Source organism: Rhodococcus sp. 05-2254-2, assembly GCF_002259095.1.
In the GTDB taxonomy this organism is placed as follows: domain Bacteria; phylum Actinomycetota; class Actinomycetes; order Mycobacteriales; family Mycobacteriaceae; genus Rhodococcoides.
This window is the reverse complement of record NZ_NOZJ01000003.1, coordinates 70,524-95,279: the sequence shown is the minus strand read 5'-3', so window position 1 is coordinate 95,279 and position 24,756 is coordinate 70,524. Positions and strand designations below refer to the sequence as shown.

The following is a 24,756-nucleotide window of genomic DNA, read 5'->3' as shown; positions in this document are numbered from 1 at the left end:
CGTCGGGTAGATGTCGGGTCCGTCGGGACGACGCGGGTCAGGACACCCGGACCAGCATCTTGCCGACGTTTCCGCCGCCGAGCATGGACACGAATGCGCTTGCCGCGTTGTCGAGGCCCTCGTGGATCGTGGACTCGGCCACGATCTCGCCGGCAGCGAGCCAGCCGGCGACGCAATCCTCGAACTCGCTCCTGAGATCCTCGTGATCACGGACGATGAAGCCTCTCATGGTGATCCGTTTCAGGATCACCTCGATCAGACGGTCCAGAGGTGGACTGTCCGGACCACCGTTCGAGATCATTCCGCACAGGGCGACGCGGCCTTGCTGACGAAGCGCAGACAGTGCAGCCACGAGGTGGTCGCCGCCGACGTTGTCGAAGTAGAGGTCGATGCCGTCCGGTGCCGCGGCACGCAGCGCGGCACCGACAGGGCGGGCGCGATAGTCGATTCCCACATCGAACCCGAACCGATCACGCAGCAATGCCGCCTTGTCCGGTCCCCCGGCACTACCGATGACCCGCGTCGCACCGAGCAGTCTCGCGAACTGACCCGCAGCGCTGCCCACTGCGCCTGCCGCTGCGGAGACGAACACCGTGTCTCCCGTTCGGATCTCACCCGCGCGCTGCAGTCCGCAGTACGCCGTGAATCCGGTTTGGCCGAGTATTCCGAGCCAGTGGTGCAGGTCGATACCGCGTGGGTCGATCACCGTGGCCGCTGCGGTGTCGAGCACCGCGTGTTCACGCCAGCCGAGTCGATGCCGAACGTAGGAACCCGCGGGCACGTCGTCGGTGCCCTCGAGCACCACCCCCAGCGCCGAGCCGTCGAGCGGAGAACCCACCTCGATATTGGTGGTGTACTGCATGTTCGACGTCCCCAGGCGGCCCCGAGTCGACGGGTCGACGCTCATGAAGATGTTGCGGACGAGAAGCTGATCCGCAGTGCGTTCGCGTAGTGGCAACTCGCGAACGTCGAAGTGCCGAACTTCTGGTTCGCCCGAGGGTCGTTCGGCGAGAAAGACTGCCCGCGTCGCGGTCACTACACCGGCACTCACGGCAGCTCCAGAATGGTGACCGTGCCCTTGGACCCGTCGATCTCCACGAGCGCTCCGTTGGGAATGCGGCGAGTTGCCGCTGGAACTCCTGCGGCGCAGGCGATGCCGAGTTCGCGGCTGACGATCATCGCGTGGGAACCCATCGCCCCGACGTCGGTGATTGCGCCACCCGAGACCATGAACAACGGAGTCCACGACGGATCCGTCTGTGGCGCAACGAGAATTTCACCGACCTCGAACTCGTCGAGTGCCGCCATCGAGGTGATCACCCTGGTGCGGCCCTGGGTGACTCCCGGTGACGCGCCCGAACCCTGCAGCACATCGCCCACCCGTACGGGCTCGACGGCCGACTGGCCTTTGCGGCCTAGGGAGGACAACGGCGGAAACGCCTCGCGTCCGTCGAGGAACGTGGGCAGCTCGAGCCCGAACAGTTCCTTCCAGTCGCTGTGGCGTTGTGCAAGTGTCGGTGCGATCGACTCTGGCGCACTCGCCAGTACGTCGAGTTCGGCGTCGACAGCCATGAACACGTGGTCGGCCGATTCGAGAAGACCCTCCGAGAACAGTCGGTGTCCGAGCTCGACGAGCGGAACCCGCGCTTCGTGCAAGACCTTGATGCAGTTGGTCTTCGCCCGCTCTCGCCACGCGGCGAAACGACGAGCCGACGCAAGTGCAGCGGTGAGAGTTGCTTGCCCCTCGGCATTGTCGCCGACGATGTCCGCGGCTTCCTTCAGCGCCTTGTCGGTGGCCGACGCATGGTCGGCCAGCCGCGCATGCGGTGAGGCCGTATCGTCCTGCAGCCGAAGTCGGTCGATCAGACCGAGTACAAGTTCGGGGCGGGTCTCCCACGACACCGATCCCAGATCCCATTCGTTGGGTCCGCGGTAACCGAAGTCGAGCAGGAACTGCTGGAACCGTGTGTCGAATTCGGAGTCGATCCCGTGCACGCGCGCACCGACACCGTGGACACCCTCGTCGAAGGCGGCCATCAGCGTGTCGTTCGCCCGCACCAGTCGGCCCAGATCCCACAGTGCATACGATGGCAGCGCCGAATCGACATCGCCGGCGGAACCCACGAGGGTCACGATGAGGTCCTGATGCTCGGCACCGAGCAACTGACCGAGTACGGCGGGGCCCACCGCGGAGCAGTTGGTGGCGACGACCTCGCCGCGCCAGGCCACTCTCTCCAGGGGCATCACCGAGCGTGCTCGCGCGACGAGGGCAGCCGGGGTCAGCACCGACAGATCCGGCCGTTCGCTCCGGAGGCGATCGGCAAGCGTTCGATCCTCCTCCAATTCGGGGAAATTCTCGGTCGAGAGAGCCCAGGCATTTCGGGCTTCCAGTCGGCGGCTCGCGTCCGAGTTCTCGTCGTCCGGGTGCGCCACGTAGGGAGGGATATCGGGGTCTCCGCCGTACCAGAGCTGATCGACCAACTCGACGGGAAGTCCGCCCCGAATGCCGGTCAGACGCGACATCGACATGTTCACATAGAGATGTCCGTAGAAGATGGCTGCCGACGCCGTCGGATCGGGCGACTCGGCCAACGAGTAGCTACCGAAGCTGGCATAGCCGAAGTTCCATCCCGGCAGGATGTTCTGAATCCAACCCAGATCCGCCCCGAGCGGCGTGATCGGGTCCGACAGCACGTCACTCGCGTTCAAGCGGGTGTACACGGGGAGACGGGTGCTGGGCTCGGTATCGACCAACCAACGCTGTTCGGACATGTCGCTTCTCGTCTCTGACGTCACCGTCGACGTCTCGATGGATAGTTTTTTGATTCGTCCTGCACATTGCTGTGACTTCCGCCACTCTACATGCAAGACTGTAGACGATGACAAGTTACTTGTTCGAGATCTTGTCCGACATTTCCGAGGAGAACTTCGATGAAACTGCAAGACAAAGTTGTTGCCGTCACCGGCGGCACCCAAGGCATCGGTCGCGGCATCGCGGAGGCCGCTTTGACCGAGGGCGCGAAGGTCTCACTCAACGGCCGGTCGGCCGAGAAGGGTGACAAGGCCCTCGCCGAGTTCGGTGTCGGAGATCGCGCTGCATTCTTCGCGGGAGACGTCACCGTTCAGGCGGACGTAGAGAACTTCATCGAGCAGACGGTCGCCACCTTCGGTCGAATCGACGTTCTGGTGAACAACGCCGGTGGCGCAAAAGACCTGCAGCCCACCGTCGATCTCAGCGACGAGGAGTGGACACTGGTGATGAACTGGAACCTGAATTCCAATTTCTGGGCCACCCGTCGAGCACTCAAGCACATGCTGCCCAACCAGTACGGCCGGATCATCAACATCTCGTCCGTCGAAGGCAAGCACGGCAAGCCCGTGTTCACGGCATACGTCGCGGCCAAGCACGCCATCAACGGCATGACCAAGTCGATCGCCCGCGAGGTCGGCACCCAGGGCATCACCGTCAACTCGATCTGTCCCGGACTCGTCATCACCGACATCATCAAGAACAACGGTCCCGGCACCGCCGCGGCGATGGGAATGTCGTTCGACGAGATGGTCGCACTGTTCGCCGAGGAGTCGGCCATCAAGCGGCCCAACACGATCGAAGAAGTATCGGCGATGGCCATGCTGCTCGCCTCGGACGCCGGTGCCGGAATCACCGGAGCCATCCTCAGCGTCGACGGCGGAACTGCGTCCTACTGATGATCACCCCAGCGGTGCAACAACGACGGAGTCATGCATGAGCACAGCCGGATTGTCTGCCAGTCGCGAACTCGCCGAACGCTATTCGGTGGTGATCAGAGGGCTCACCGCGGAGGAGTGGTCGGCTCCCAGTCGCTGCGCCGGGTGGTCCGTCAAAGACCTGGTCGCGCATACGGGATCCAATTTCAGGGTCATGGTGGACCCGCCGCCTCACGACCCGTCGGCTCCCGTGCCGACTACCGCGGAACAGGCGCAGAACCTACTGGTCGATGCCCGACGAGACTGGTCGAGCGCGCAGGTTGCCGACGAATTCCTGTCCAACGCGGCCGGAGCACTCGGAGTACTCGAAGCGATGCAGAGCAGCGAGCTCGCATCGACGCCGATGACACTGACAGATCTGGGAACCTATCGCACCCATCAGCTTTCGGATGCCTTCGCGTTCGACATGTGGTGCCACCTCTACGTCGACCTGCTCGGACCCGACGGTCCGGTGACACGCGATACTCCCGATCCGGAAGACGACCTGGTCCGCACCGCCGTCGACTGGATGTGGACCGGCCTACCGCAGATGTGTACCCCGGTCAGCAGCGTCCTCGACCAGCCGCTCGGCGTGCACCTCACCGGTGCAGGCGGCGGCGAATGGACCCTCCGGCCCGGTTCCGAACTTCTGACGGTCGAATCAGGTATCACGGGCGCCGACACCGTGGTTCGCTCGTCGGCAACAGATTTCGTGCTGTGGGGCACCACCCGAAGTCCCTGGCGAGCGCATGTTTCGATCGAGGGCGACGCAGCCTACGCCGAGAAGGTCCTCGACACCGTCGACATCATCTGAGCACCGGTCGGTCGTGGGCCGTCGCACCGTTTCCGGTGACAGCCCACGACAGGCAGCGCTCGAACACGGTGAGGAACTGAGGTACCGTCCAGCTCCCCCGGTCCACCCGGCCCAGATCGTCGATGCCGAGATCCTGCACATCGAATCGTCCTCGGCAATGGCCGAGCGTGAAGTAACACACGGTCCCCCGGCCATGATCCTTGAGGTAGAGCACCGGACGCGGTTCGTCGTCGGCGGTGTGCCCTTCCTCGAAACCCGTTGACTCACCGACGAATCGAGTGTGCGCCAGGATCTGGATCGGCGGATGCAGCTCGCTGACGTAGAGCTCGTCGGTCACCTCGAACGAATCGATTCCGGCCACGAGCGGGTGCGCCGGATCGGTTATCTCGACCGTGTACGGCGCAATCGGAGGATGTCCGAGAAACTGGCTTCCCAGCACGGGCGCAATCGTGCCCAGAGTTCGTGGCGTCACGTACTTTCTCGACGAACCGGGCGCAGTCCTGTCGATCGCCGAGTTCGTGCCGTGCAAGGCGAGCCAGCGGCCACCACGAGAGACGAACTGGGCCAGAGCATCTTGCTGCGCGTCGTCGGGAACTCGATTGCAGGTGTAAGTGACAAGGAGATCGGCCGTAGCCAGCGCCTCGATGCAGTCGTAGTCCTCGAACACTCTGGTACGGACGTGCTCGTACTCGGCCAGGGACGACAACAGTTGCAGGCGTGCGTAATCGAAGTCGTGCCACTGCCCTCCGCACACGAGAACGGCATCGAGCCGGCCTGCCGGTCCAGGCATCGCTTCTCCTTGTTCGTCAGCTGTGCGCGTGCAGCGCTTTCCCCGCCAACGCGAGGTGCGCCTCCCCCAGAGCTTCTGCCTGGGTCGGATGAGCGTGTACGTGCTGGGCGACGTCCCCTGCGGTCGCTTGCCAGTTGTAGATGAGCTGCGCCTCCCCGATCAGTTCACCGACACGCTCGCCCACCAAGTGAATTCCCACCACGCGGCCCTCCGGTCCCGCCTGGACGAGCTTGACCCCACCGGACGTGCGCAGAATCCGACTCTTGCCGTTACCGGCGAGGTCGTAGACCACCGTTGTGACCTCGCCGAACTGCTTCGCGGCTTCGCTCTCGGTCAATCCCACCGACGCAACCTCCGGGTTCGAGTAGGTGACCCGCGGAATTCCGGTGTCCTCGACGGGTGTGCAGTCCAAACCTGCCAACTGCTCGGCCACCAGCATGCCCTGAGAGAAACCGCGGTGTGCCAGTTGCGGACCGGCCACGATATCGCCGACCGCGAAGACCCCGGGAACCGTCGTCTGCAGCCATTCGTCGGTAACGACGAACCCCCGGTCGAGCTCGACTCCCGACTCCTCGAACCCCATGTCGGCAGTACGCGACCCGCGCCCGACAGCCACGAGCATCAGGTCCGCTTCGAGCTGCGATCCGTCGTCGAGATCGACGTGCACGCCGCCGCCCGGTCGTTCGGTGACTCCGCTGAACGCAGTCTTCGTACGTAGAGTGATACCTCGTTTACGGAAGGCTCGTTCGATCTGCTTGGTCGTCCACGGATCCTCCGTAGGAAGCAGCGTTGCCGCGGCCTCGACGATGGTGACGTGCGCACCGAGCGAAGTCCAGACGCTGGCGAACTCGCATCCGATCACGCCACCGCCCAGCACCACGACACTGTCCGGAACGTGATCCAGTTCCAGCGCACGATCGCTGGTCATCACCGAACCGCCGATGTTCAGGCCCGGCAACGACTTCGGTTGCGAGCCGGTGGCCAGCACCAGGGCTTCACCTCGGTACGTGCCGATTCCGCCGTCGGCGAGTTCCACCTCCACGGTGCGATCGTCCACGACGCGGCCGCGACCGGCGACGAGCTCGATCTCACGGGACGCCACCAACCCCTGCAGTCCTCGGTACAGGCCGGCAACCACCTCGTCCTTGTACTTGTTCACAGCAGTCATGTCGACGCCGCCGAGGGTTGCCTCGATCCCGAAAGTCGATGCCTCCCGGACCGAATCGGCGATCTCGGCCGCGTGCAGCAGCGCCTTGGTGGGGATGCACCCGGTGTGCAGGCACGTGCCGCCGAGGCTGCCTGCCTCGATCATGACGACCGACAGGCCGAGCTGCGCGGCCCGCAACGCGCAGGCGTACCCGCCCGAACCACCGCCGAGAATCACGACGTCGGCGCTGCCCGTCAGCTTCTGTGCCATGCCGCGCTCAGAAATCGAAGCGGTTGGTGAATCCGCCGTCGACCACCATGTTGATACCGGTGATGTGCCCGGCGGCCGGCGAGGAGAGGAAGGTCACGGCGTTCGCAACGTCCTGCGCCGCAGCCAGTTTACCGAGCGAAGCCGCGTCGAGAGCGGCCTCGTACAGTGCCGGACGACTCGTCTTGATCGTGTCCCAGGCACCGCCCTCGAAGAAGACGGGGCCAGGTGACACCGCGTTCACTCGAATGCCGGCAGGTCCCAGTGCGCGGGCCTGAGCCGACGAATGTTGCAGGACAGCGGCCTTGAGTGCACCGTAGCTGTTGGCCGTGCTGATCGGTCCGGCCTCGAGCGCGGACGTCGTGCTGATCGTGACCACCGACGCGGCGTCGGACTTCTCGAGGTGTGGCTTGGCCGCTTCGATGAAGTTCACCAGGCTCATCAGGTCGACGTCGAAGCTGTTCTGCCATGCCTGAGCACCCTTGCCTGTTGCGGCAGAAGCGTTGACCACGACGATGTCGATTCCGCCGAGGGCACCGGCTGCATCCTCGACGAACGATGCAACCGCGGCGGCGTCGCCCACGTCGACCGCTTTGTGGAAGACCGTGCCCAAAGCGGACAGTTCTCCGGCAACCTCGTTCAGGTGCTCCTCGCCGCGGGCGCACACTCCGACGGAGGCTCCCTCCGCCAGGAGTGTGCGGGCGATCGACAGGCCGATGCCGCGGCTCGCGCCACTGATGATTGCACGTTTTCCACGAAGGTCGAGATCCATGTGAGACTCCTTGACTGTAATTTGATTCGACTGCAGGACTTAAAGATTCATGGCTCCGACGTGCGTCTGGAAGTCGAGCACATGAGTGAAATCGTTCACCGATTGCACCGCGCGACGCGTATCGGCACCGCGCACCACGCTCAGCGAGGTGTGGTGGACTCGAACCGGCATGTCGAATGCACTGCCCAATGCGTCGGCGAGCACGGCGTTGATGACACCGCCGTGGCAGCTGATCACCACTCGCTGGCCCAGATGCGCGTCGACGATCGACGAGATCTGCCGGAGTACACGCGCCCGAAACTCTGCGCCGTCCTCGGCGTAGGTGAACGCACCGTAGCGACGCGTACGAATGTGATCACGGAACATCGCCGCGACCTCTTCGTGCGGGAGCACCTCGAAGGGAGACTGGTCGGCCGGAAACTTCTGCCACGGTTCGTATTCGGAGAGTTCCTCGCGGACGACGGGCTCCAACCCGTGCTCACCCGCGATGCGAGTGCCGGTACGCAGTGCGCGACGCAACGGGGAACTGTAGACCGCATCCACCCGTGTGCGCGCGAGTCGGTTCGCAACCGCCTCCGCTTGGCGCTCACCGAGTTCGGACAGGGGTGGGTCGACGGTCTCTTTCGCGCTCAGTTCTTTGCTGAGTATCTGCTCACCATGCCGAACCAGGATCAGTTCACAGAGCCCGGTCAACGGGGCAAAGGGATTGTCGAGATCGATGGACCTGGCGCGCGGCATGGAAGCAAGTCAACCACAAACTGTCGTCGCTCTAAAGATACTTCGCGAAATCGGTACCGCGAGATCCCCCGTCAGACGCTGGAGATGTCGGCCGCGAGCTCGCGAACCTCCTCGGAGAACCGACGTCGGCCGAGGTCGGCCAGAACCGCGTCCTCGGTGAGCCACGACGAGGCCGCCACTTCGAGCAGGGTCGTCAACGCAACAGCTGCGGCACCCTGCTTCGCTTTGGACGCTATGCCGCTTCGAGTGCGCAGTTCGGCCGAGAACAGCGCCAACATCACCGAACGCACTTCTCTTCGCAGGGTTTCGATGGACAGACTCCAGCCGGGCGATCGGGTGAAGTACACCAATGCGGCAGCGCGGTGCTGATCCGTCCACTCGAGCAACGACGAAATGATGTCACCCAGAGCAGCGTCCGGATCGGCCGCGATCTCTGCGCGAAGTTCGTCGAGGAGACCATCTGCGAACAAACGCAACCCGGCGAGCAGAACCTCGTCCTTGGACGGGTAGTGGTAGTAGACGGCCGCCGACGTCATCTGGGCCTCAGCGGCGATATCGGCCACGGTGACGTCCTCGATGGACCTGACCGAATACAGATGCATGGCGGCGTCGACCACTACTTCGCGCCGCGACGGCCGGTGCGCCGCGCGCTTGGCACCCTTGTCCGCCGGGGCCGTCACCGTCGATTTCGGCTTCATTGCCTTTGCTGCCATGACGTAGATCATGGCACCATGCAGTGACCCGGGTGCCGAGGAGGACGCTGTGCCGAGACGAACCAGCAGCTCGACGTCGAAAGTCGACGAGAGTTCCCAGCTCGAGACTGCCGTCGATTCTCCCGTCGCGTCCGAGCCGGACAACGAATCCCTCAAAGGGTCTGCCCACCGACCCTCTCGCCGCCACCTCATCGTCCAGGCAGCGGTGCGTGTCTTCTCTCGCAAAGGATTCGCGGAGACGTCGATTCAGGAGATCGCCGAAGCAGCAGGCATGGTCCCGACTGCGGTCTACTACCACTTCGCCAGCAAGGAAGAGCTGTTCGATACAGCACTCGGATACGCGATGGACGCCAGTACCGCCGCAGCCCAGGCGGTTCGACCGGACGACACCGAGGCCGATGCTGCTGCGTTCAAGGATGTCGTCGACGCCGTGTGGGACTGGACCGCAGAACATCCCAATGCGGCTCGGATGCTGTTCCTGCAGGTGGCCGGTGGTGCCACGCCGGGCACGCGTCTACTGACGAAGGAATACGAGGACAGGCACGTCCGCCGCGCCTTCGACTACTTCCCCGACGCCGAGATACCGGCGAACAAGCGATCGGCCGCGGCGCAGCACGCGGCGCGATCGCTGCGAGCACGCACGATGATCGCAACGACCATCGCCATCCAGCCCCTGCGGATCGAGGGCGGGCCCTTGTCCAACATCGCGGTGTCGCGTCTCCGGTCGGCCACCACCGATGTGTGCGCGAAAATGATCGAGGGTCGCTGAAGCTCCGACGGGCAGCCACCACTGTCGAGTAACTTGACTGGAACAACAGTCGAAACTCTGAACGGACGTCCCTCATGCGTATCGCGGCTTTTTCCGGTGGACACTCCTTCGATCGTGACGCGTTCGCCGAATTTCTGGAGTCCATGCCGGGCGAGGTCACTTGGTTCGAGCACCCCGACACGGATCCCGGAACCACAGCATTCGACGTCTCGCTGCACTACGACATGCCGGGCACGTTGCCCCAGCCGTCCGCGCCCCCCGATTCCCTACGCGAGAAGGTGAGGGCGGCTCCGGAGTCCGGACATGGGTATGTCGTTCTTCACCATGCCATCGCATCATGGGCAGCCTGGGACGAGTGGTCGGAATTCGTCGGCGGCCGCTACCTGTATCGACCGGGCGTGGTGCGTGGTGTCGAGCGCCCCGATTCGGGCTATCGACACGCGGTTCCGCAGCGCATCTCGGTCGTCGACCACGACCACCCGATCGCCGCAGGGATTCCCGAGTCGTTCGACCTGATCGACGAGACCTACCTGTGCGAAGTCTTCGAGGACGACGTGACTCCGCTGCTGCGAACCGATGCCGAGATGACCGACGCCGTTCACTTCTCCACTGCCTCTGCGATGGCGGGCAGGCGAGACGATCGCACGGGGTGGCACCACGCGCCCGGTTCGTCGCTGGTCGGGTGGACGAAGACGAACGGTCGTAGCCGACTCGCATACCTGCAACCGGGCGACGCGGCACCCACCCTGTCGAACCCTGTCTACCGCCGGCTCGTGGGGGCAGCACTTCTCTGGGCCGCTCAGCGATAGTTATTGGAGTAGCAGTAAAGAAAAGTGTGCTCATCGTCACCGTTCACTGTTACAGTTTATGGATAGAACATTAAGTAACACCGCAACTGATCATCAAGGAGATTGCGATGCGACAGATCAAGCATCCGATGAGCCACGCGATCTACGAGTTCGACGACGACTTCAACGTCCTGGTCACCACTCGCGACGGCAAGACCGGCACGTTCGATCCGGAAGGTCGCTACCTCCACGGCGAGGTGAAGGCGGTCGATCCCGAGCTGGCCCGATGGGTGGGTCTCGGTCCTCGCGCTCCCGTCCCCATCACCCAGAACCGGCGCTTCATGGGCGCCGCGAAACTGCTCGAGAAGATGCAGGCCGACAAACAGGCGCAGGACGCCCTCGCCATCACGCTGGAACAGGGAGGCAAGCTGTGACCGACATCGATGAGCGCGCCGAAACACCCGTCGAGAACGGGACGGGATATCAGCGACTGCTCGAGACCGATACGCACCCGGTCCCGGACATCCTGCGCGAGGAATCTCACGAGCAATACGCCGACCAGAACTTCGTGCCGGTATCGCGCTACATCAGCCGCAAGTACCACGAACTCGAACGAGACCGGGTCTGGTACAAGGTATGGCAGATGGCGTGCCGCGAGGAAGAGATCCCCGAGCCGGGTGACACGCTCGTGTACGACATCTGCGAAAAGTCGATCCTGCTCGTCCGCGGTAAGGACATGGGCATCCGTGCGTTCTACAACTCGTGCCTGCACCGTGGCCGTACCCTCCGCGAAGAGGACGGTCCGGCCGGCAACGAAATACGTTGTCCCTTTCACGGTTTCGCCTGGAACTTCGACGGCTCGCTCAAGTCGATGACCTGTGCCTGGGACTTTCCTCAGGTCGACAAGTCGAAGATGGACCTGCCACAGGTCAAGGTGGACACCTGGGGTGGCTTCGTGTTCGTCAACATGGATCCCGAGTCCGAATCACTGGACAGCTTCCTCGGCGATCTCGGAAAGCACTTCGAGGCGTGGCCTCTGGAAGACCGATTCATCCAAGCGCACGTCGCTCAGGTCATCCAGGCGAACTGGAAGATTGCGCAGGAGGCATTCTCCGAGGCCTTCCACGTGATCACCACTCACCCGCAGCGGGTCGTGGGGACCGGCGACTCCAACAGTCAGTACGACAGCTGGGGCAACTTCAACCGCGGCATCACGGCGAACGGAGTACCGAGCCCGCACATCAACTTCGTCCCGACCGAGCAGGAGATGTTCGACTCGATGATCGATGCGCGCATCGACGAGGACCCGATGGTGACGCTCCCCGAGGGTGTGACCGCGCGGGAGATGTCCGGCATGCTGGCCCGCGAGGGTCTGCGCGAGATCATCGGTGATGTCAAGGCGGACAACATGTCCGACGCGGAATCACTGGACAGCATCTACTACACCGTGTTCCCCAACTTTCATCCATGGGGCGCGTACCAACGCATCGTCTACCGATTCCGACCCAACGGTGACGACCACGAGACCTCGATCATGGACGTGTACCTACTGGCACCGTTCAAGGGCGAACGGCCCAAGCCTGCCAAGACCCAGTGGCTGCGACCGGAGCAGTCGTGGTTGGAAGCAACGGTGCTCGGCAGTTCGGCGCGGGTGTTCGACCAGGACGCGTACAACATGCCCAAGGTGCAGAAGGGCTTGCAGTCGGCGCAGTCGAAGACGCTCCCGCTGGCTCGATACCAGGAAGTCAAGATCCGGCACATCCACCATCTGCTGGCACAGTGGATCGGCGAGGAAGTGGACTGAGACCGGCGCGACGTCGGGAACCTGCCGGCCATCTGCACGAACTGACCTTCCGGGTAGGCAGTGGCCCGTCCGGCGCGTGGGGTCCACGTCCTCCGAACGGCCCGATCTTCCCTGGATCGGTCCCTTCGCACACCGTCGTGTGGAACGCTCGACGGTGTGCGAAGGGACGGCTTCGCCGAGAGGCCGACGAACAGAATGGCTTTCGATGACCGAGTTGGATGCACTCGCACCGAGCCCGGATGGAGTCTGGGCTCACGAGAACGTGGTGGTTCGGCACCTCCCCGGGCTTGGGTTCGACGCGGTCCGAACAGGGTCGACCGTGCAGGTCTGCCACGGCCTGACGTCTGCAGGTATCGGTGAGCGCCTGGTTCCGATGGTCACCGCACAGGCCCGCCATGTAGGTCTTTCGCAGCGCGAGTTCGAGTTGGTGTTGGTCGGGATAGTCCGCACCACGGTCGCCGATCCGGTCGACGCATGGGCCACCTATTACCGCAATTCGTTGGACGAGCTGCTCTCGGGCACCGCCGATTTCGCGCCTGTCCACGAACAGGCGGAGAACCTGATCGTCGGGTCGGTGCTCGACCTGGGTTCGTGCTTCGGCTTCTTTCCACTGCGGCTGGCGATTGAAGGCCACTCGGTGACTGCGACGGACCTGTCGGCCGGAACCATGCGGTTGCTCGCCACCGTGGCCCCACACCTCGGGATCACGCTCGACACCGTGGTGTGCGACGCCGCCAATGTTCCCGTTGCCGACGGCAGTGCCGACACCGTGACTGCACTGCATCTCCTCGAGCACGTCGACGCCGAGACCGGCTCCCGCATAGTGGAAGAAGCGCTACGCATCGCGCGCACCCGTGTCGTTGTTGCCGTGCCCTTCGAGGCCGAGACCACCGCCTGCCACGGACACGTCCGCACATTCGACGAGGCATCACTGGTCGAGCTCGGTCGGTCGTCGGGCCGCGTATTTCGGACCTTCGAGCACCACGGTGGGTGGCTCGTGATCGACAAGACCTCGACCCCCCAACTGGTCTGACAGGCCGCTGGGGGTACCACATCGCAACGCCGACGTGGTGTCAGGATCGCAATGGATCCTGACACCACTGCCTCCGTCGACCTAGGCGTACTCGGGTACCGACAGTCGATTCTCCGCTGCAGCGAGTGAATCGAATCCGTCTGCCCTGAGCAGATTGTGGACGTTGCGCCGTCGGACCCCCATGTTGCCGCCGTCGTAGACCGGGAAGCACAGGACGTCTTCCATGATCGCCGCGATCGGTGTCAGGTTCGTGTACGCATCGACACCGACGAGACGCATGGCGTCGTACACGACCTGCACGGCCGTCTCTGACGCGAAAATTTTTGCCTCGTTGGCCAATTCGCGATCGCGTCCGCCGGTACGGTCGAAATGGTCCGCAGCCTTCCACGCGAAACAGCGGACCGCCTCGATGCGAGTCTTGATGTCCACCAACATGTATCCGGCATTCTGATACTCGATGACGGGTACCGGACCGGAGCGGTGGTCGGTCTTGGCGAAGTGCAAAGAGTAGTCGAATGCAGCTCGCATCCTGCCCACGCACGCGGCAGCGATGGACGAGCAGGTCCAGGAGAAGGCAGTGGCAACGATATCCAACCCGTCGCCCGGCTTGCCGACGATGTTGCCGACCGGCACCCGCACGTCGTGGAATTCCACCCGCGGCGAATTGGTGGCACGATGTCCGATGGTGTCGATCATGTCGGTGATCTCCACCCCGGGCGTTCCCTTCTCCACGACGATGACGGCGAGCGACTCCGACGGCGGCAGTGCAGGATCGGTACGGCAGACCACACTGATCAGGTCGGCACCCTGACCGTCCCAGCCCGAGGCATTGGTGGTGTAGTGCTTGGCACCGTTGATGACCCACTCGTCGCCCTCGCGACGCGCGAAGGTCCGAATTCCGACGGTAGGGTCTTCCGAGTCGTAATTGGCCCCGCCGGTGACTTCCGTGTAGGCGATCGCAGCCAATCTGGGTTCGCCGTCGCAGAACAACGGGAGCCAGCGGTTCTTCTGCTCCTCGGTACCGAAGTTGATGATCGGGTTGAGTCCCAATCCCGTGCCCAGCAATGCCGTCGGAGTGTTGATGTCGACCCGAGCGAGTTCCTCGGCCGCGAGCGCGAAGGTGAGATTGTCGAAGTACGCGCCGCCGTATTGATCGGGGACCAGTCCCTTGACGAATCCGAGACCGGCCAGCTGCTTGTAGACCGGGTGCAACGCGTAGAAGCGATCCTCGGGGCGCGGTATGGAGGAAATAGCGGGCGCTACTTCGCTCAGAATGTCGTCCGCCACTTGCCGCGCCTGCATGCGCACTGCCATCTGCTCGGGGCTGAGCTCGAAACTCAGGGTCATGTGAGACTCCTCGATGTCTGTCCTGGTGGGGGGGGTGAAGAACGGAATCGGGCGACGCTGCCCTACCCCCCATGTTTCACGGCCCGACGCATCCCGGTCTTGTACCGGACTGCGCCGTCATCGGTACCGTTCTGCACTGTCGAACAGAAAGATTCACCCCTGCGCCGACTGCGGCACTTCCCCTGTCTGCACCGAGTTGCGGTATTCGACCGGACTGCATCCGAAGCGCGATCGAAAGGTCTTGGCCAGATGCGCCGAATCCGAGAATCCCCACGCTGCCGCCATCGTTCCGATCGATCGAGTGTCCCGAGAATCAGCGAGCTCACGCCGACACGCTTCGACGCGATGCTCACGGACGACGGCACCGAACGTGGTTCCCGTCCTCTCGAAGAGGGCATGGAGCGTGCGTACCGATACCCCGACATGGCGGGCCGCATCGGTGGCGGGAACTCGGCCGAATGCAAGCCTGGAGTCGATGTACCGAACTGCGGAGACCCGAAGTGCTTCGTCGGTGTCCAACGAGCATCCGGTGTCCCGTTGCGTCCCTCCCAGTACGGCACGCAGCAGATCGACATGGGCCGCTCCGATCATCTGCCGCTCGGCGGTCTGCAGCGTTGAATCGGTCCGCCAGGTCTCCACCATCAACGAGCTGAGCAGCCGAGCAGAACCCGACGAGCTCGAGAAACGCCGCGCAGTCGTCGCTGCCGACGGGCCGACCACATCTGCCAGCAGAGGGCGCGGCAGTCGGAAGGACAGCACTCGCCACAGTTCGTCGTTGCCGGGCTCGACGAACTCCAGCCGGTACGGGCGAGTCGAGTCGACGACGGCGAACTCACCTCGGGAGACCGTGCACTGCCGCCCGTCCTGAGTGGTCGTACAGTGCCCGTCCAGTTGCAGATTGACGAAGACGACGTCCTCGTCCGCGCGGGCGACCTCGCGCTTTCCATGATCGATTCGCTGTGTGCAGGAGGCGATCTCCGCTGCGTTGCCACCCCCGATCGCCGCGGAGCGCACCCATCCGGGAAGTCCTGAACGTGACGAACTGTGTTCGACGTGGTCCCGGGATCGCCACGGTGCCAGCGGCGTGAATGCCTGGCAGAGAACATCGGCCCAATAGCTCATCTGATCGGCCGGGCCGAGTCCCCTCGTTGTCCAAAATGACGTCATGTTGCACTCCGCGATAGATTCGAGTGCACACACGGTAGGCCTTGGGCGTAAGTCATCCGAGGCATTCGCGTTACGAAATGTGTGCACTCTCCTCACGCCGGCGGGCTGGGCGCGGAGAGGTTCCCGCACCTTCGGATGTTTGGGCGTGGCTCAGATCAACCCCTGCTTACTCGCCGCGTACACGGCCTCGGCTCGCCGAGACACTGCGAGCTTGCGCATGATGTTGCTGACGTGGAATTTCACCGTCGTTGCCGAGATGAACAGGCGGGTACCGATCATGTTGTTGGACAGGCCCGTCGCGAGTAGCCGGAGTACTTCGAGTTCGCGCTCGGTCAGCCGTTCTATGCTGCTCGGCGTGCCGTTGAGTGATCGCACGACAGCCGAGGCACTCCGCGAATCGAAGGCACTCTCGCCTCGCGAGACAGCACGTATCGCCCGCACCAGTTCGGTGGTATCGACGTCCTTGACGACGTATCCGCGCGCACCGGCGTGCACCGCCTCCACCACGAGTCGGTCGTCGAGGAAAGTGGTGAGCACCAGTAATCCGATTCCGTTGTGCGCCTTGGCCAATTGTGCGCACAAGGCAAGGCCCTCGTAATCCGAACTGGCCGAGAGCTTGAGATCCATCAGCACTATATCGGGCTCGACCCGCGCGACGACGGCCAATCCCTCCTCCCGCGTCGACGCCTCCCCCACGATCGTCAGATCCGACTCGCGCTCGAGCACCGAACGCAGCCCGTCGCGCAGAATTGCATGATCGTCGACCAGGACGATGCGGACAGTAGGTGCCGCCACCTGCCCCATGCCCGTGCGAACCGTCGGAACGCTCACTGTGTTTCGCCCTTCTCGGATCTTTCCTGGAAGGGAATGCGCACTGCCACACGCACACCCCCGGTTCGGGCGCGGCGAATCTCGAAGACCCCGCCGTGTTCACGGGTGCGGGCCGCCATGTTCGCCAATCCGCGGTGGCGGCCGTCGACATCGGTGGACTCGGCAAGGTGCAGCATCATTCGCAGGTGGGCCGGATCGCCGTCGCCGTCGTCGGCGATCGACAACTGCACCTGATCGAGCGAATAGGTCAACCGAAGAATCGCCCGCGACGCGTGCGCGTGCACCGCTGTGTTGAACAATGCTTCGCCGGCGATGCGGAGCAATGCATGCTCGCACTCGCTGCTCAGCTCGACGGGGGTTCCCTCCACCCGCAACGAGACCTGCAACTCGTCGGGCATGTGGACCACGGAAAGCTGTTCGAGCATTTCCGGAAGCGACGTTCGATCGGCGTCCTGCGGATGATTGAGCGCGTAGATCGCCGACCGCAGTTGTTCCACAGCTCGACGCGTCAGATCCTTCGCCAGATCCAATCTGTCGCTGCGTTCTTCGGCCGAGATCTCGCTGCGACACACTTCGATCTGCATACCAGCGGACAACACGGCCTGAGTGACGCTGTCGTGCAATTCGCGAGCGATGCGGTGGCGTTCGTCGTCGAGGACCTGATGCCTGTGCGCAGCACCCAATTGCCGCTGTGTCAGCAACAGTTCGGCATTGCGGGCTGCGAGATCGGCCGCTGTGCGGTTCGCCTGGGCGTAGGCACTCTCGGTCCGCTCGAGCAATTGCCGTCGACTCTGGAAGAGCGCCGAATTCTGCAGCGCCACCGCCGTTTGACTGGCCAGAATGCTCAGCACCGCCGCGTCGGTGGCGTCCAGCACCCGCTGCTCTCCGGTCCACGCCGCAAAAGCACCCACGACGCCTCCGTCGAACGCGATCGGCACGAAGGCGTGATGAGCGGAGATCACCGGTGTCTGCCCATCGCCGCACGTCGACTGTCGAATCGACTCGAGGCAGTCGACGACGTCGTCCGGCAACGGTGGCCCCTCGACGTTGTCGACCAGAAACGGCGTGGCGTCCGGTCCGAGCACGAGTCGACGAGGACCGGCATCCGGCAGAGCGCCATCGGCAAGAGCGAAGACCACCCAGCGTGCGCTCAGATGGGCACGAGCTGCTTCCGCGACCGCGCACACCAGCGTCTCGGGCCCGTCGACCGTCCGAACCAGTGCCCGTGAAATCAACTCCAGCGCATAGACGACGCGCTCCAAACGTTCGGCCGCGCCACGATATTGGGGGTAGAACGTGTTCTTGCCCGAACGCAGCCCCGTCAGCAGCGACAGGTCGGGTCCGGACGTCACAGCGCACTCCTGAACAGATCGACCATCTCGCGGTGCGTGGCGGAGCGAGGATTGGTGGACATGCAGGCATCATGTAAAGCGTTGGTGGCCAACACATCCAGATCGGACTCGCGGACACCGATCTGTGCCAGACCGGTGGGAACGCCGACCTGACGTGCAAGGCGATCGACACGGTCCGCCACAGCCATGGCGGCTTCCTCCGGCCTGGCTCTGCCTTCCGACAATCCGAGGCTCGTCGCGATGGCCACGTAGGGCAACGGATCCTCCGCGGCGTTGAAACGAATGACATGCGGCAGCAGCACTCCGTTGATCACCCCGTGCGGGAGGTCGAGGAGTCCTCCCACCTGATGGCTCATGGCATGGGTGGCACCGAGAATCGCATTCGTGAACGCCAGACCGGCTTCCAGACTTGCCTGCGCCATCGAACCACGCGCGGCCATATCGGTGGGCTCGTCGATGGTGCGCGCCAACTGCGACATCACCATGGTGATGGCCCGAAGTGCATGGTGGTCGGTGAGCTGGTTGTGACCCAGCGAGACGAATGCCTCGATTCCGTGCGTCAGAGCGTCCAAACCGGTTGCCGCGTTGAGCCATTCGGGCATCGTGGTGAGCAACATCGGATCGATCACGGTGATATCGGGAACGAGTGCCCGGCCGAGGATGGTGATCTTGGTCGAGCGCGCCGTGTCGGTGACGATGCAGAACTGCGAGACGTCGGCCCCGGTGCCCGATGTCGTGGGCACCATCACCAGCGGGGGAATCGGCCGAGTGGCCTGATCGACGCCCTCGTAGTCGAGGATTCTGCCGCCGTTGCCCGCGAGGATGGCGATCCCCTTGGCCGCATCCATGACCGACCCACCGCCGATCGCCACCAGCACGTCGCAACCGTTCTCTGCGTAGTAGCCGTGCCCGGCCTCGATTTCGACGTCCTTGGGATTGGGCGTGAGCGCGCTCCAGACCTGGGGGTCGAGGCCCTGGGCAACGAGTAGGTCGACCAGCTGCCCGGCCCAGCCGCTCTCGATCAACCCCGAGTCCGTGACGAGCATCGGCCGGACCCCACCGAGACGACATGTCGCGTGCGCGACCTCGCCCAGCGAATCCGGACCGAACACGATCTCGGGTGCGTGGAATTTGAGAACTCGTGGCGTCTCGGCTCGGCTGCGCTGCGCATCGAGGTCGTGCAGCGCCTTGCCGACGTCCGCCGTAGCTGCCTGGTCCACCGTCCACACCCTCGCTGTCCATCGATCCCAGAACTCTCGGACCTGTGATTCAGGTTACAACCTTACGAGCACGGCCGGTCCGATCCCACCAGCACCGGGCCAGGTTCCTACCTGCCCGATCGGGTAGGTAGGCGGCACGATCGGTCAGGTCAGGACAGCGCATGGCCCAGTTCGGCCGCCTGCGAGGTCAACTGTTCGCCATCCCGCGCGACGACGACCCGGTCGCAAATTCGCTCGTAATCCTCCATCGAGCACGCTGCCTGCGCCCAGTAACGACGAGCTTCGGGGGTGATCCACGCGATGCGGTGCACCTTCGACCGGATCTCGTCCAGGGCCTCGAGGCCAGCCGGGCGTCCGTTGCACCGGCCGTCACCGACGATGATGACCGCGGTGCGCTTGTCCAGGACTTCTGGGTGTGACTGCAACAGATCGGTGAAGGTTCTGCCGTAGTCGCTGCTCGCTTCGAGGTCCAGTCGCGCGTCCGCGAGCACCGCGGCCAGTGCGCCGTCGCCGGTACTGCCGAGCAAGGTGGTAGTCACATCGACCGGTGCGTCGACGAACCCCATCACCGTGCATCGGTGTGCGCGCGCATGCATGGCTTGCGCAAGCCTCAGGGTGAACGCGGTGATGGGCCTGACCGACAACGACACGTCCGCCAGTACCAGCAACCGAACCTTTCCCGGCACAGGGGTTTTCGTCACCAGACGGAACGGGATGCCGTCGGTACGCAGACTGGACCGGACGGTGCGCCGCATGTCGAGCGGTCCGCGTGAATGTTCGCGTGGTCGTGGTCGAGGAGTGCCCCGCATGTGTTTGAGCACTTCGTGACTCGCGCGCTCGATCTCGGCGTGCCGGCCGATCGCCTGCGCCGCGCCGTCGACCGGCACCGGTGACGACATCGTCCCCGTCACATCCCCCAGTGCCGCGACGAAAGCCTCGACGGCATCGGTGATGCGGTCGAGCATCGCAGCGCTCAGTGGACCGGAATCACCCCCGTCGCCGTAGACGCTACTCGGATCGTAGGCATCGAACCACGCCAGGATGCTCGCCGGATCCTCCCAGTTCAGCTGTCCCGCAACAGCTCCGCTGGTGCTCGACGCCAACTCCCCGGCCGCCGTCGACCCGGACCGCTCCAGGTCGACGGTGTAGGTGACTCCCCGTCGACCCATGTCGCCGTCGGTGTCGATCGACAGATCGTGGTCCTCGGACGAGAGACTGATGTCGTCGTCGTCCTTGTGCGGGTTGAAGCCCTTGTCCGCTTCCGGGGCGTCGAGCAGATCACCGATTTCGACCGCACGCTCGTTGTATTCGGCGTATTTGGCCGCTTCCTGGTCTGCGCCGACGTCCAGGTCCGTCGGCAATCCGCCTGCTACCTGCGCTCCCAGTGGCGAACGATGCTCGTCCGTGGCGCTCTCGCCGAGTGCCCTGAACATCGACTCGAAGGCCAGATCGAAACCGTGCTGTTCGTGGTCGTACTTGGCGCACGTCGCACGCAAGGCCGCGCGCAACACCGTCAGGTCACGGGCCCCGAGAAGCCCGAGGACGCGTCGAACCTCGATGACCTCGGCCGGCGACGCAGCTACTCCGAAGCGCCTGAGCGTGCGCCCGAACACCGCAGCCAGCACGTCGAGCACCACCGACGCCGAGAACGTCTGTGGCACGGTCATCGTCGTATTCCGATGCCACCCTTGTCGCGTCCACCGTGCCCTCTGAAGGCCGTCGCGGTCGTGTTGACGACCGTCCCGAGTGATGTTGCTGCAGAGGGTGTTTCTGCGACCGGTCCGGCCAGCGCGATCTTCATGTCCGACGAGTACTTCACCAGGGCCGCGAGCAGGTACTTGCGGGTGTCTACGGTGTGACCGAGGACCGAGGCGATACGAGCCGCATCGATCACTTCCGAGATCGACGGGCTCTTGCGGAGCGGTAGCTCACGCAATTCCGTTGCCAGCTCCACGATCTCGGACACGATGTGCGCGGGCACCTCGGGGGCACGAGCAGTGACGATCTCGCGCTCACGCGCCGCGGTCGGATAATCGAGATGGAAATGCAGACAGCGACGTTTGAGGGCCGACGACAGCTCACGAGTGTCGTTGGAGGTCAGTATCACCCACGGATCGCTGCGCGCGGTGAACGTACCGACCTCGGGGATCGTCACCTGCTTCTCGGCAAGTACTTCGAGCAGCAGTGCCTCCATCGATTCCTCGGTGCGATCGACTTCGTCGACCAGGAGCACCACCGGCTCCTCGGAGAGCACCGATTCCAACAGGGGCCGCACGGCGAGGAAGGGCTCGGAGTAGAGGCCGAAGTCTTTGGCGGCGAGCATCTTCGAGGCGTCGTCGATGTCGGTGACGTGCTGGGTGAGTGCGCCGATGTGCTCCCGCAGCATCTGCACGTGCAGAAGTTGCTTGGCGTAGTCCCACTCGTAGAGGGCCCGATTGTCGTCGAGACCCTCGTAACACTGCAGGCGCACCAGCTTGCGTCCGCTCGCCGCGGCCAGGGACTTCGCCAGCTCGGTCTTGCCCACGCCCGCGGGGCCTTCGAGCAGCAGTGGGCGATCGAGTGCTGTCGCCAGATGCACCACGGTGGCGAGATCGTCGTCCGCGATGTAGTCCTGCTCTCCGAGCGCGCGTTGCAGATCGGCGGCGTCGGTGAATCGAACGGTGCCGGTGTCGTCGCTACGCACTGTCGACAGCGAGGTCATGTGCTTCCTTTCAGGCGGCGCAGTGGTGCGATTGTGCACCGCCCGGGGCACACAACCGCACCACTGCGAAGCATCAGTAAGACTCGTTGATCGCGTGCGAGACGACGGGGATCATCGACTGGACGGTCACCTCACGGGGGTTACCCGGGGTGCACCAGTCCTCCTGGATGTGCTCGGAGATCTTCAGAACCGACTTCTCGTCGCCCTTGATCACGTCGCCCTTGCCGGCGTACTTGCCGGTGTTCATCCGGTTCTTGTCGTACGTCGCCGAACGGATCGATCCGAAGTTGTCCGGAATTCCGACGTCCTTGGCGAGCCTGATGGCCGCCTCGACTGCCGCGTCGGCAGCCTGAACGGTGGTCATGTTCTTCGTGTCCACGCCCATGGCCACGGCGATCTCGGCGTAACGCTCGTAGCGCGAGGGCAGGTTGTACTCCCACACGCGCGGTAGAGCGATGGCGTTGTTGAGGCCGTGCGCGCTGTCGTAGAAGGCGCTGATCGCGTGCGAGATCGAGTGGATGACGCCGAGTCCACCGGAGTTGAAGGCCTGTGTGGCGATGTACTGGGCGTTCATCATGCCCTCGCGAGCCTTCAGGTTGCCCGGGTCGTACACAGCTTCACGAAGATGCTTGGAGACCAGCCCGATCGAGTAGATCGCGTTTCCCAGCGACGGCGCGAAGTCCAGCCGCGAGACGTACGGCTCGGCACCGTGGGCGAGGACGTCGAAGCCGCAGAACGCGGTCCACTGCTGAGGGCAGGTGTAGTAGAGCAGCGGGTCGTCCAGTGCCAGCGTCGGTGTCGACGCCTCGTCGAAGGCGAGCCACTTGTGCGGCTTCTCCATGTCCGAGGTGTCGGTGATGACGTAGGCCCAGGATGTCTCCGAACCCGTTCCGGCAGTGGTCGATACGGCGATGTGCGGCGGGTTCTGCTTGTTGGTGGACTTGGAGAATCCCTCGAACTCGTTGATGTTGCGGCCGTCGTGGGCGACGACGACGCGGATGCCCTTGGCCGCATCGTGGCTCGAGCCACCACCGACGGAGATGACGCTGTCGCACTTCTCCTTCTGGTACAGCGCGGCACCGTCCATGACGTTGTAGTCCTTGGGGTTGGACTCGACCTTGTCGTAAAGGACCACCTCGACGCCCTGGTACTCGATCTTGCCGATCAGTTCCTCGATGATGCCCGATCCGCGCAGACCGGTCGTGACCAGCAGCGAGCGCTTGAATCCGAGTTCCTTGGCCTCGACACCGATCATGTCGTGGGCGCCGACTCCCAGCTTGGCGCGCGGCAGCGGGTGAAACTCCTTGATGGGGAATTCCCAGATCTGATTGAGCTCGATGACCATCGGTGTCTCCTCGGTGAGTGTGAGTACAAGACGCCTTCTTCTGTGATCGGCGTCTCACTGATGACCACACTCCCCTGCCCGATACCGCGTGGGAACACCTCGGGGCGGGAACCCTGCCAACGACTCGACCGAACTACCCGATCGGGTAGGAGTACTCGCTCACCCTCGGCAGAGGAGAACTCACAAGCTCTGGTGCACTATCGATCTCGCCGCTGCGCCAGCGAGAATCCGAGAACCGAGATCAGCGCGAGCGTGATGACGAACCCTCCGTACACCTGCACCGTCGTGCTCAGACCGAGGCGGTGCACGGCCAGCCCGGCGACCACGGCGGGCAGGCTGAACGCGAGGTAGCTGATGACGAACGTCGTGGCGAACACTCCGCCTCGCTCCGCTGCGGGGACCAGCGCGCCGAGCGTGCGCATCGAACCGAGGAACGTTGCTCCCCAGCCCGATCCGGCGATGACAGCCCCGACGAAGTACAGCACGATCGACTCGATCTGCACCGACACCAGGGAGAGCGCGACACCTGCCGCCAACACCGTCGCCCCGATCATCATCACGGTGCGGGGAAACCCGTTGCGTACCATTGCAGCTGCCACCGCGCCCGAGGCGAACATCGCGAAGATCTCCAACCCACCCACTATGTGGTTGTCCACGTCGAACACCGTGCCGATGATCGACGGCCCGAGCGAGAGATGAAACCCGCCGAGCGACCAGGTCGCGAACAGAGCGGGAGCGATGAGCAGGAACGGTGCCCGCACCGACGTGGGGATCGACATCCTCGGCAGCAGGGTCGAGGCGAGGTGACGGCGGGAATCGAAGCCACGCAGTGCCGAGGTCTCGGGGACGAACAGCAGTGCCACCGCGAGGATCAGTGCCGCGCCGATCAGCAGCGCGAACACCAAGATGTCGGGCGCAGGTGCCAATTGGACCAGCAATCCGGCCCCGAGCGCGCCGCTTGCCAGCCCGAGGGAGGGCGCGACGCTGTTGAGCAACGGTCCGGTGGACGCGTCGGGCTGCAGGTCGATGACGGCTGCGCTCAGCGCACCGGTGGCCGCACCCGCGGCAATTCCCTGCACGACGCGAGCCGCGAGGAGTACCGGGACGCTGTCGGCGACGATGAACAGCATCAAGCTGACAGCGAGGAGAATCAGTGAGGCGATCAGAATGGGTTTGCGCCCGATGTGGTCCGACAGACTACCGACGGTGAGCAACGTGGACAGCAACGCGACCGCATAGACGGCAAAGATCACTGTGAGGGTGAGAGCGCTGAATCCCCAGGCCTGCTGATACACCGGGTACAGCGGTGACGGTGCCGACGCCGAGGCCATCAAGACCAGGAAGGCGACGCCTACGACCCAGAACGCGTACCGATGCGGCATGCGCACCGCCGTCCGTTCCACTGGAGTCCGAGTGCCCACGCCGACCATGT

General features: G+C 64.1%; 23 protein-coding genes. 7 read left to right on the top strand and 16 right to left on the bottom strand.

Annotation, left to right across the window (positions count from 1 at the left end; translation table 11 throughout):
- Positions 1-37 precede the first annotated feature (37 nt).
- Positions 38-1,051 (bottom strand): NADP-dependent oxidoreductase, encoded by a 1,014-nt coding sequence (locus CH283_RS05180; RefSeq protein WP_255183091.1) that lies wholly within the window; start codon positions 1,049-1,051, stop codon positions 38-40.
- Positions 1,048-2,772 carry a PEP-utilizing enzyme gene (locus CH283_RS05175; RefSeq protein ID WP_094639088.1) on the bottom strand — a complete coding sequence of 575 codons (1,725 nt, stop codon included), beginning with the start codon at positions 2,770-2,772 and terminating at the stop codon, positions 1,048-1,050. Before CH283_RS05175 ends, CH283_RS05180 begins: the two co-directional genes overlap by 4 nt.
- A gap of 159 nt (positions 2,773-2,931) precedes the next feature.
- On the opposite strand from CH283_RS05175, the gene CH283_RS05170 reads away from it, so the two are divergent.
- Positions 2,932-3,708, top strand: coding sequence for an SDR family NAD(P)-dependent oxidoreductase (locus CH283_RS05170; protein ID WP_094639087.1), 777 nt, complete (start codon positions 2,932-2,934; stop codon positions 3,706-3,708).
- Positions 3,709-3,745: 37 nt separating this feature from the next.
- Positions 3,746-4,540 (top strand): maleylpyruvate isomerase family mycothiol-dependent enzyme, encoded by a 795-nt coding sequence (locus CH283_RS05165; RefSeq protein WP_068051583.1) that lies wholly within the window; start codon positions 3,746-3,748, stop codon positions 4,538-4,540.
- On the opposite strand, the gene CH283_RS05160 is transcribed toward CH283_RS05165, so the two are convergent.
- From CH283_RS05160 to CH283_RS05140, 5 genes are all read right to left on the bottom strand, one after another.
- Positions 4,533-5,330 carry a ThuA domain-containing protein gene (locus tag CH283_RS05160; protein WP_094639086.1) on the bottom strand — a complete coding sequence of 266 codons (798 nt, stop codon included), beginning with the start codon at positions 5,328-5,330 and terminating at the stop codon, positions 4,533-4,535. The two genes, CH283_RS05165 and CH283_RS05160, sit on opposite strands and share 8 nt — an antisense overlap.
- Positions 5,331-5,346: 16 nt before the next feature.
- A complete protein-coding gene (gene lpdA, locus CH283_RS05155) occupies positions 5,347-6,747 on the bottom strand; it encodes a dihydrolipoyl dehydrogenase (RefSeq protein WP_094639085.1) in 1,401 nt (466 codons plus the stop codon).
- A 7-nt stretch (positions 6,748-6,754) separates the two neighbouring features.
- Positions 6,755-7,516: an SDR family NAD(P)-dependent oxidoreductase gene (locus CH283_RS05150; RefSeq protein ID WP_068051590.1), complete on the bottom strand. Its 762-nt coding sequence runs from the start codon at positions 7,514-7,516 to the stop codon at positions 6,755-6,757.
- A 39-nt stretch (positions 7,517-7,555) separates the two neighbouring features.
- Positions 7,556-8,254 carry a histidine phosphatase family protein gene (locus CH283_RS05145; RefSeq protein WP_094639084.1) on the bottom strand — a complete coding sequence of 233 codons (699 nt, stop codon included), beginning with the start codon at positions 8,252-8,254 and terminating at the stop codon, positions 7,556-7,558.
- 71 nt (positions 8,255-8,325) lie between these two features.
- Entirely contained in the window at positions 8,326-8,967 is a 642-nt protein-coding gene (locus CH283_RS05140) for a TetR/AcrR family transcriptional regulator (protein ID WP_255183090.1), read from the bottom strand.
- A gap of 49 nt (positions 8,968-9,016) precedes the next feature.
- Between CH283_RS05140 and CH283_RS05135 the strand changes: the two genes are divergently transcribed.
- The 5 genes from CH283_RS05135 to mftM all read left to right on the top strand — a co-directional run bounded on the left by CH283_RS05135 (position 9,017) and on the right by mftM (position 13,361).
- A complete protein-coding gene (locus CH283_RS05135; protein ID WP_255183089.1) occupies positions 9,017-9,736 on the top strand; it encodes a TetR/AcrR family transcriptional regulator in 720 nt (239 codons plus the stop codon).
- 74 nt (positions 9,737-9,810) lie between these two features.
- The gene (locus CH283_RS05130; RefSeq protein WP_094639081.1) at positions 9,811-10,545 is read left to right on the top strand and encodes a ThuA domain-containing protein; all 735 of its coding nucleotides are present in this window, start codon (positions 9,811-9,813) and stop codon (positions 10,543-10,545) included.
- Positions 10,546-10,652: 107 nt separating this feature from the next.
- Positions 10,653-10,958, top strand: a complete 306-nt coding sequence (locus CH283_RS05125; protein ID WP_052047385.1) for a hypothetical protein — start codon at positions 10,653-10,655, stop codon at positions 10,956-10,958.
- Positions 10,955-12,328 (top strand): aromatic ring-hydroxylating oxygenase subunit alpha, encoded by a 1,374-nt coding sequence (locus CH283_RS05120; RefSeq protein ID WP_094639080.1) that lies wholly within the window; start codon positions 10,955-10,957, stop codon positions 12,326-12,328. Before CH283_RS05125 ends, CH283_RS05120 begins: the two co-directional genes overlap by 4 nt.
- A 205-nt stretch (positions 12,329-12,533) precedes the next feature.
- Positions 12,534-13,361, top strand: coding sequence for a mycofactocin oligosaccharide methyltransferase MftM (mftM, locus tag CH283_RS05115; RefSeq protein WP_094639079.1), 828 nt, complete (start codon positions 12,534-12,536; stop codon positions 13,359-13,361).
- 81 nt (positions 13,362-13,442) lie between these two features.
- Here mftM and CH283_RS05110 read toward each other — a convergent pair whose 3' ends face one another.
- The 9 genes from CH283_RS05110 to CH283_RS05070 all read right to left on the bottom strand — a co-directional run bounded on the left by CH283_RS05110 (position 13,443) and on the right by CH283_RS05070 (position 24,706).
- On the bottom strand, positions 13,443-14,708 hold the full coding sequence (locus CH283_RS05110; protein WP_094639078.1) for an acyl-CoA dehydrogenase family protein: 1,266 nt from the start codon (positions 14,706-14,708) through the stop codon (positions 13,443-13,445).
- A 153-nt stretch (positions 14,709-14,861) separates the two neighbouring features.
- The gene (locus CH283_RS05105; RefSeq protein WP_094639077.1) at positions 14,862-15,875 is read right to left on the bottom strand and encodes a helix-turn-helix domain-containing protein; all 1,014 of its coding nucleotides are present in this window, start codon (positions 15,873-15,875) and stop codon (positions 14,862-14,864) included.
- A gap of 150 nt (positions 15,876-16,025) precedes the next feature.
- On the bottom strand, positions 16,026-16,679 hold the full coding sequence (locus CH283_RS05100; RefSeq protein ID WP_032405004.1) for a MadR family response regulator transcription factor: 654 nt from the start codon (positions 16,677-16,679) through the stop codon (positions 16,026-16,028).
- 23 nt (positions 16,680-16,702) lie between these two features.
- A complete protein-coding gene (locus tag CH283_RS05095; RefSeq protein ID WP_068051604.1) occupies positions 16,703-18,058 on the bottom strand; it encodes a MadS family sensor histidine kinase in 1,356 nt (451 codons plus the stop codon).
- Positions 18,055-19,242 carry an iron-containing alcohol dehydrogenase gene (locus CH283_RS05090; RefSeq protein ID WP_255183105.1) on the bottom strand — a complete coding sequence of 396 codons (1,188 nt, stop codon included), beginning with the start codon at positions 19,240-19,242 and terminating at the stop codon, positions 18,055-18,057. Before CH283_RS05090 ends, CH283_RS05095 begins: the two co-directional genes overlap by 4 nt.
- 185 nt (positions 19,243-19,427) lie before the next feature.
- Entirely contained in the window at positions 19,428-20,945 is a 1,518-nt protein-coding gene (madC, locus tag CH283_RS05085) for a MadC family VWA domain-containing protein (protein WP_094639075.1), read from the bottom strand.
- Positions 20,942-21,979 (bottom strand): MadB family AAA-type ATPase, encoded by a 1,038-nt coding sequence (locus tag CH283_RS05080; protein WP_094639074.1) that lies wholly within the window; start codon positions 21,977-21,979, stop codon positions 20,942-20,944. The genes madC and CH283_RS05080 overlap by 4 nt, the downstream gene beginning before the upstream one ends.
- Positions 21,980-22,052: 73 nt before the next feature.
- Positions 22,053-23,324 (bottom strand): NDMA-dependent methanol dehydrogenase, encoded by a 1,272-nt coding sequence (gene mdo, locus CH283_RS05075; RefSeq protein WP_094639073.1) that lies wholly within the window; start codon positions 23,322-23,324, stop codon positions 22,053-22,055.
- 197 nt (positions 23,325-23,521) lie between these two features.
- Positions 23,522-24,706, bottom strand: coding sequence for an MFS transporter (locus CH283_RS05070; RefSeq protein ID WP_094639174.1), 1,185 nt, complete (start codon positions 24,704-24,706; stop codon positions 23,522-23,524).
- Positions 24,707-24,756 lie beyond the last annotated feature (50 nt).

What these genes read in the sequence shown, in the direction of transcription:
- CH283_RS05170 (WP_094639087.1), top strand. Translation starts at nt 2,932, where the DNA reads ATGAAACTGCAAGACAAAGTTGTTGCCGTCACCGGCGGCACCCAAGGC.
- CH283_RS05140 (WP_255183090.1), bottom strand. Translation starts at nt 8,967, where the DNA reads ATGGCAGCAAAGGCAATGAAGCCGAAATCGACGGTGACGGCCCCGGCG.
- CH283_RS05175 (WP_094639088.1), bottom strand. Translation starts at nt 2,772, where the DNA reads ATGTCCGAACAGCGTTGGTTGGTCGATACCGAGCCCAGCACCCGTCTC.
- CH283_RS05080 (WP_094639074.1), bottom strand. Translation starts at nt 21,979, where the DNA reads ATGACCTCGCTGTCGACAGTGCGTAGCGACGACACCGGCACCGTTCGA.
- madC (WP_094639075.1), bottom strand. Translation starts at nt 20,945, where the DNA reads ATGACCGTGCCACAGACGTTCTCGGCGTCGGTGGTGCTCGACGTGCTG.
- CH283_RS05150 (WP_068051590.1), bottom strand. Translation starts at nt 7,516, where the DNA reads ATGGATCTCGACCTTCGTGGAAAACGTGCAATCATCAGTGGCGCGAGC.
- CH283_RS05125 (WP_052047385.1), top strand. Translation starts at nt 10,653, where the DNA reads ATGCGACAGATCAAGCATCCGATGAGCCACGCGATCTACGAGTTCGAC.
- CH283_RS05145 (WP_094639084.1), bottom strand. Translation starts at nt 8,254, where the DNA reads ATGCCGCGCGCCAGGTCCATCGATCTCGACAATCCCTTTGCCCCGTTG.
- CH283_RS05165 (WP_068051583.1), top strand. Translation starts at nt 3,746, where the DNA reads ATGAGCACAGCCGGATTGTCTGCCAGTCGCGAACTCGCCGAACGCTAT.
- mdo (WP_094639073.1), bottom strand. Translation starts at nt 23,324, where the DNA reads ATGGTCATCGAGCTCAATCAGATCTGGGAATTCCCCATCAAGGAGTTT.
- CH283_RS05070 (WP_094639174.1), bottom strand. Translation starts at nt 24,706, where the DNA reads ATGCCGCATCGGTACGCGTTCTGGGTCGTAGGCGTCGCCTTCCTGGTC.
- CH283_RS05105 (WP_094639077.1), bottom strand. Translation starts at nt 15,875, where the DNA reads ATGACGTCATTTTGGACAACGAGGGGACTCGGCCCGGCCGATCAGATG.
- CH283_RS05130 (WP_094639081.1), top strand. Translation starts at nt 9,811, where the DNA reads ATGCGTATCGCGGCTTTTTCCGGTGGACACTCCTTCGATCGTGACGCG.
- CH283_RS05110 (WP_094639078.1), bottom strand. Translation starts at nt 14,708, where the DNA reads ATGACCCTGAGTTTCGAGCTCAGCCCCGAGCAGATGGCAGTGCGCATG.
- CH283_RS05100 (WP_032405004.1), bottom strand. Translation starts at nt 16,679, where the DNA reads ATGGGGCAGGTGGCGGCACCTACTGTCCGCATCGTCCTGGTCGACGAT.
- CH283_RS05160 (WP_094639086.1), bottom strand. Translation starts at nt 5,330, where the DNA reads ATGCCTGGACCGGCAGGCCGGCTCGATGCCGTTCTCGTGTGCGGAGGG.
- mftM (WP_094639079.1), top strand. Translation starts at nt 12,534, where the DNA reads ATGACCGAGTTGGATGCACTCGCACCGAGCCCGGATGGAGTCTGGGCT.
- lpdA (WP_094639085.1), bottom strand. Translation starts at nt 6,747, where the DNA reads ATGGCACAGAAGCTGACGGGCAGCGCCGACGTCGTGATTCTCGGCGGT.